The 5,480-nt window shown below is 66.3% G+C and carries 6 protein-coding genes; 3 read left to right on the forward strand and 3 right to left on the reverse strand.

The genetic code is table 11. The annotated features are described in order from the left end of the window. Positions 1 to 768 (reverse strand): SDR family NAD(P)-dependent oxidoreductase (locus tag ACFWF3_RS22485; protein WP_379315160.1); only part of this gene is annotated, 768 nt, incomplete at its 3' end. Continuing rightward, complete coding sequence (locus ACFWF3_RS22490; RefSeq protein ID WP_379315161.1) at positions 765 to 2,303, reverse strand: flavin-containing monooxygenase; 1,539 nt, start codon at positions 2,301 to 2,303, stop codon at positions 765 to 767. The genes ACFWF3_RS22490 and ACFWF3_RS22485, both read right to left, overlap by 4 nt. 68 nt (positions 2,304 to 2,371) lie before the next feature. Here ACFWF3_RS22490 and ACFWF3_RS22495 point away from each other — a divergent pair, with 68 nt between their 5' ends. Together ACFWF3_RS22495 and ACFWF3_RS22500 are read left to right on the forward strand one after the other, a co-directional pair. Next, positions 2,372 to 3,007, forward strand: coding sequence for a TetR/AcrR family transcriptional regulator (locus ACFWF3_RS22495; RefSeq protein WP_378993426.1), 636 nt, complete (start codon positions 2,372 to 2,374; stop codon positions 3,005 to 3,007). A gap of 228 nt (positions 3,008 to 3,235) precedes the next feature. Further along, positions 3,236 to 3,679, forward strand: coding sequence for a hypothetical protein (locus ACFWF3_RS22500; RefSeq protein ID WP_379315162.1), 444 nt, complete (start codon positions 3,236 to 3,238; stop codon positions 3,677 to 3,679). Between the two features lie 63 nt (positions 3,680 to 3,742). Here ACFWF3_RS22500 and ACFWF3_RS22505 read toward each other — a convergent pair whose 3' ends face one another. Continuing rightward, positions 3,743 to 4,324: a helix-turn-helix domain-containing protein gene (locus ACFWF3_RS22505; protein ID WP_379315163.1), complete on the reverse strand. Its 582-nt coding sequence runs from the start codon at positions 4,322 to 4,324 to the stop codon at positions 3,743 to 3,745. 82 nt (positions 4,325 to 4,406) lie between these two features. Here ACFWF3_RS22505 and ACFWF3_RS22510 point away from each other — a divergent pair, with 82 nt between their 5' ends. Then, on the forward strand, positions 4,407 to 5,477 hold the full coding sequence (locus ACFWF3_RS22510; protein ID WP_379315164.1) for an NAD(P)/FAD-dependent oxidoreductase: 1,071 nt from the start codon (positions 4,407 to 4,409) through the stop codon (positions 5,475 to 5,477). Positions 5,478 to 5,480 lie beyond the last annotated feature (3 nt).

Consider the following 5,480-nt stretch of genomic DNA (forward strand, 5'->3'; position numbering starts at 1 on the left):
CACGCTCACGTCGAGCACCTTGGCCTCCCAGCCGATCAGCACGCGGGCCTGCCCCTTGCGCACGCCCTCGGTGATGGTCTGCGCGGCCATCTCCGGGGTGTGAATCGCCAGGTACTTGTCGAACAGGGTGGCGGCGTTGGCGCCGTCCATGCCCTCGGCGTAGGTGGCGTTGCGGGCGACCGCGGTCTTGATGCCACCGGGGTGCACGCAGGTGACCTTGACCGGCGCCTTGGCGACCTTCATCTCCTGGAACAGCGCCTCGGTGAAGCCGCGCACCGCGAACTTGGCCGAGTTGTAGGCCGCCTGGCCGGGCACGGCGACCAGGCCGAAGAGGCTGGACACGTTGATCACGTGGCCGTCGCCGGACTCGATCAGCATCGGCAGGAACGCTTTGGTGCCGTTGACGACGCCCCAGAAGTCCACATCCATGATGCGTTCGATGTCTTTGAACTCGGTCTTGATCACGTCGCCGTGGTAGGCGATGCCCGCGTTGTTGTAGATCTGGTGCACGACGCCGAAGTGCGCCTTCACCTGATCGGCGTAGAGCAGGAACGCCTCGCGCTCGGCCACGTTGAGCCGGTCGGACTTCACCTGCGCGCCCAGCTTCTCGCAGGACGCGACGGTCTGGGCCAGGCCCTCGGCGTCGATGTCGGACAGCGCGAGTTTGGCGCCACGCGCGGCCAGATTCTCGGCCAGTGCGCGACCGATGCCGGAGCCGGCTCCGGTGATCACGCATACCTTGTTCGTGAAGTAAGCATCTTTGCTCACTGTGCTGCCACCACTTCCCTGTCGGCGTCTGCGGTTGTCGTAGTGTAGGCGGCGGCATCGAAATGCCGTGTGAGCCTACGGAATTCGAACGTGAAGTCCGGCCACAACGTGGTGTTGTTGCCGTGCTTGTCCAGGTACCAGCTGGCGCACCCGCCAGTGTTCCAGACAGTCTTGCCCAACTTTTCCTGCAGGTCGGCGTTGTAGGCCTGCTGCACGTCTTCGCGAACCTCGACCGTACGCAGACCCTGGGAGTCGATCGTCGCCAGCGCGTCGCTGACGTAGTTGATCTGCGATTCGATCATGAACACCATCGAGGTGTGGCCGAGGCCGACATTCGGGCCGACCAGGAAGAACATGTTGGGGAAGTTCGCGATGGCCGAGCCCTTGTAGGCCTGCTGGCCGATGTCGTCGAACACCTCGGCCAGCGTGCGCCCGTCGCGTCCGACCATCGCGTTGTAGGTCGGGGAGTCGGTGACGTGGAAACCGGTGGCCACGATGAGCGCATCGATCTCGCGCTCGGTGCCGTCCTTGGTGACGATCGAGCCCGCCCTCACCTCGGCGATGCCGTCGGTGATCACGTCGACATTGTCGCGATCCAGCGCGGGGTAGTACTCGTTGGAGATCAGCATGCGCTTGCAGCCGATCCGGTAGTTCGGGGTGACCTTCTTGCGCAGTTCGGGATCGCGGATCTCGATCTGCAGCTTGGCGCGCGAGAGGGCCTCGAAGGCCTTCATCAGCACGGGGAAGCGGGTCAGGCCGACGACCTGGGTCTCGCGGGCCGCGTAGATCGCCGCGCGCGAGAGGCGCTGGACGGCGGGGATGTGCTTGAACGCCAGCCGCTCGGGCAGCAGGTACGGGCGGTCCATGCGCGGCAGCAGCCAGGGCGCGGTGCGCTGGTAGACGTCGAGGGTGGCGACCTCGCTCGCGATGGCGGGCACGATCTGGATCGAGGAGGCGCCGGTGCCGATCACCGCGACGCGCTTGCCGGTGAGGTCGGCGTCGTGGTTCCAGCGGGCGGAGTGGAAGATCTCGCCCTCGAAGTTGTTGATGCCCTTGATGTCGGGTAGCGACGGCTCACACAGCGCGCCGACCGCGGAGACCACGGTGTCGGCGGTGAACTCGCCCTGGCTGGAGCTGATCTCCCACTGCGCGGCCGCTTCGTTCCAGCGGATGCTCTGCACATCGCAGTCGAAGACATGGCGGTCGAGCACGTTGTAGCGCTCGGCGACGCTCTTGATGTACGCCTGGATCTCACCCTGCTTGGAGAACGAGCGGGTCCAGTTCGGGTTCGGGGCGAACGAGTACGAGTACAGGTGCGAAGGCACGTCGCAGGCGGCACCCGGGTAGGTGTTGTCGCGCCAGGTGCCGCCGACTTCGCTGCCGCGCTCGAGCACGAGGAAATCGTCGCGACCCTCTTGGCGCAGGCGGATGGCCAGGCCGAGGCCGGCGAACCCGCTGCCGACGATGATCGTCTTCACGTGGCGGGTTTCAGCGACCCGGGGCTCGACAACGTTGTCTGTAACCTTACGACTCATGTATTGCAGAATACGGTCTTATTGAGCCGGAGTCAACAGCTATTGAGCCGGGTTCAGTAGTGGCTAGGATGGCGGGTGTGACTACCAGGAGTGCGGGAGAGACGAAGCGTGTGCGGCTCAGCCCCGAGGAGCGCCGGCTGCAGCTGATCACCCTCGGCGCCGAAATGCTGGTCGACCGGTCGCTCGAGGACGTCTCGGTCGACGACATCGCCAAGCAGGCGGGCATCTCGCGGGGCTTGCTGTTCCACTACTTCGCCTCGAAGCAGGAATTCCACGAGGCGATCGCCCGGCATGTGAGTACCGAGTTCTTCGTCGCGATCATGCCCAACCGCGAGTTGTCACTGTTCGACATGTTGCGCGACTCGATCGAACGATTCGTCGACTACGCCACCGAGCATTCCGCGTCGTATCGCTCGGTGCTGCGCGGGCCCGCCAGCGTCACTCCCGACATGGCCGACTACGTCAACGAAACCCGCGGCGCCATCGCCGATCTCATCGTGAGCGAACTGCCGCTGCCGCCCGAGGATCCCGATCTGGCCCGGCTCACCTTGGCCATTCGCGGCTGGATCGCATTCGTCGAGGAGACCATCCTCACCTGGATGATCGACAAGCCGATCAGCCGCGAGTCGCTGGTCGATCTGCTGGTGGAGTCGCTGCCCGCGCTGGCGCTGAGTCCGGCGTTGATCGCCGCGCTCCAGGGCTGAATTTCTCCGGATCGCTGTTAACGCGCCGACGGGAGTGTCGCGAACAACTGAGGGGTTTGCACTGCCCTCCGCCGCTGCGTGCCCACAGTTCCAGTGGCCCTGAATCTGTTGTGGCACAACATATTTGGATACCGAATCGAGACCATTGCGGTGGCTAACGGTGCGGCTGTTCGGCACGACGAAGTGGGTATGACTCTCACGAACAGCACAATTCGCAAATTCTCGGCCGTGGTTGTTTCCGCCGGCGCCGTCCTCGTCGGGCTCGGTGCGCCCGCCGGCGCGCTGCCGTCGGATCCGATCGCGGTGTTCACGCCGACGCTCAGCCGGACTCCCGGCGCCAACTGCGCGGCGATCATCAACGCCCAGACCGTGCCGCAGCCGCAATCGGGCACCTTCGGTGTGCGGGTGGCGATCACCCAGACCGGAGACTTCTGCCAGCGCTACCAGGTGGCCGTACGCTTCCGCAATCTCGATACCGGCTACAGCGACGGCCAGTCGCACCCCGTGGAGAACGGTCAGATCCTGCACGCGCCGGGCAATATGATCGTCGGGTTCGGGACCGCGCCCGGCAAGGGCCGGGTGGAGGCCTGGATCGTGACCACCGACGAATCCCTGCCCCAGCACCAGGAATTGGAGCACATCGCGGGACGCGCGAGCTTCACGCTCGGCTGATTCTCGCTGTCTTCCGTCGGGGCGAGCGCGCAGGTGAGTGCGCTCGCCCCCGTCTGGCTTGCCCTAGTCGGATTTGGGGCGGGCGCGCAGGTGCGCGCGCTCGCCCTGCTTGCCGAACAGGCTGATGAATTCGACGGATTGTTCGTCGGCCGCGCCGAACCAGTGCGGGATATGGGTGTCGAACTCCGCGGCTTCGCCGGGGGTGAGAATCAGATCGTTGTCGCCGAGAATCAGGCGCAGGCGACCGTTGAGCACGTACAGCCACTCGTAGCCCTCGTGCACCTGCGGTGTCTGGGGTCGATCGCGGGCGCCGGGGGCGATGATCATCTTGAACGCCTGGATGCCGCCCGCGCGCTTGGTGAGCGGGAGCATGGTCATGCCGTGGCGGGTGACCGGGCGCAGGTGGATGCGCGGGTCGCCGGTGGGCGGGGCGTCGACGAGCTCGTCGAGGGTGACGCCGTATGCCTTGGCCAGGGGGAGCAGCAGCTCCAGGGTGGGTTTGCGGTCACCGGATTCCAGACGTGACAGGGTGCTCACCGAGATGCCGGTCTCCTGGGCCAGGTCGGCGAGGGTGGTCTGGCGCTGTTTGCGCAGGTTACGCAGCCGAGGTCCGACCGAGTCAAGGGTTTGATCGAGGTCCTCCATGCTCCCCACTTTGCCATATCGGCAAAGAAGGTTGCCAGTATTCGGCGTTGGAATGCACTGTGGACGCTCGAAGGAGGTCGAGATGACACAGCTGGATGATTCGTACGACGTGGTGGTGCTCGGCGGTGGAGCCGCCGGGCTGAACGCGGCGCTGATGCTGGCGCGTTCGCGGCGCTCGGTGGCCGTGATCGACGCGGGGGCGCCGCGCAACGCGCCTGCTCAGGGGGTGCACGGACTGCTCGGGCGGGAGGGGATGTCGCCGCTGGAGCTGCTCGAGCTCGGGCGAGCCGAGGTGCGCGGGTACGGCGGCGATGTGGTGGCGGGACGGGTGGTGAACGTCGCGCGTGCGAATCGCGCACCCGAGCCCGGAATCGTTGCGGACAAGCGTGATTCAGGGCAGGTCGGTCCGGGTGACGGCGCTGCGGCGGGGGCGGGTCGGCAGTCGGATATCGAAGAATTCTCCGTGACCCTCGACGACGGCCGGACCGTGCGGGCTCGGCGCGTTCTCGTCGCCACCGGACTCGCCGACGAGCTCCCCGACGTTCCCGGGCTGCGTGAACACTGGGGTCACGATGTCTTGCACTGCCCCTACTGCCACGGTTGGGAAGTGCGCGATCAGCGCATCGCCGTCCTGGCGAGCGGCCCGATGTCGGTGCACCAGGCGCTGCTGTTCAGTCAGCTCAGCGACGACATCGTCTTCCTGTCGCACACGGCCGATCCATTGAGTGACGAAGACGTGGAAAAGCTGGTGGCACGCGGTATTCGGATCGTCGACGGCAAGGTGGTCGAGGTGCTCGGCGCCGACCGGCTGACGGGCGTCCAGCTCGCCGACGGCACCGTCATCGCACGGGATGCGCTGGTCGTGGCACCCCGGATGAACACCCGCGCCACCTTCCTCACCGAACTCGGCCTGGTTCCCGAACCCCACCCCTCCGGCATGGGCGACCACATCCCCGCCGATCCCGTCGGCCGTACCTCGGTACCCGGTGTCTGGATCGCGGGTAATGCCACCGACCCGTCCGCCCAGGTCGGCGCTGCCGCGGCTGCCGGGGCCATGGCCGGTGCGCAGATCAACGCGGAACTCGTGATGGCCGAAACCGCTGCCGCGGTGGCGGCACACCGAGCCGATAGCGTCGAATCTGCGTCCGTGTAGGCC

The sequence above is a fragment of the Nocardia sp. NPDC060220 genome (assembly GCF_042727815.1).
Lineage (GTDB): Bacteria > Actinomycetota > Actinomycetes > Mycobacteriales > Mycobacteriaceae > Nocardia.

Coding starts and splice junctions, on each gene's coding strand:
- ACFWF3_RS22505 (WP_379315163.1), bottom strand. CDS start 4,324: ATGGAGGACCTCGATCAAACCCTTGACTCGGTCGGACCTCGGCTGCGT.
- ACFWF3_RS22495 (WP_378993426.1), top strand. CDS start 2,372: ATGGCGGGTGTGACTACCAGGAGTGCGGGAGAGACGAAGCGTGTGCGG.
- ACFWF3_RS22510 (WP_379315164.1), top strand. CDS start 4,407: ATGACACAGCTGGATGATTCGTACGACGTGGTGGTGCTCGGCGGTGGA.
- ACFWF3_RS22490 (WP_379315161.1), bottom strand. CDS start 2,303: ATGAGTCGTAAGGTTACAGACAACGTTGTCGAGCCCCGGGTCGCTGAA.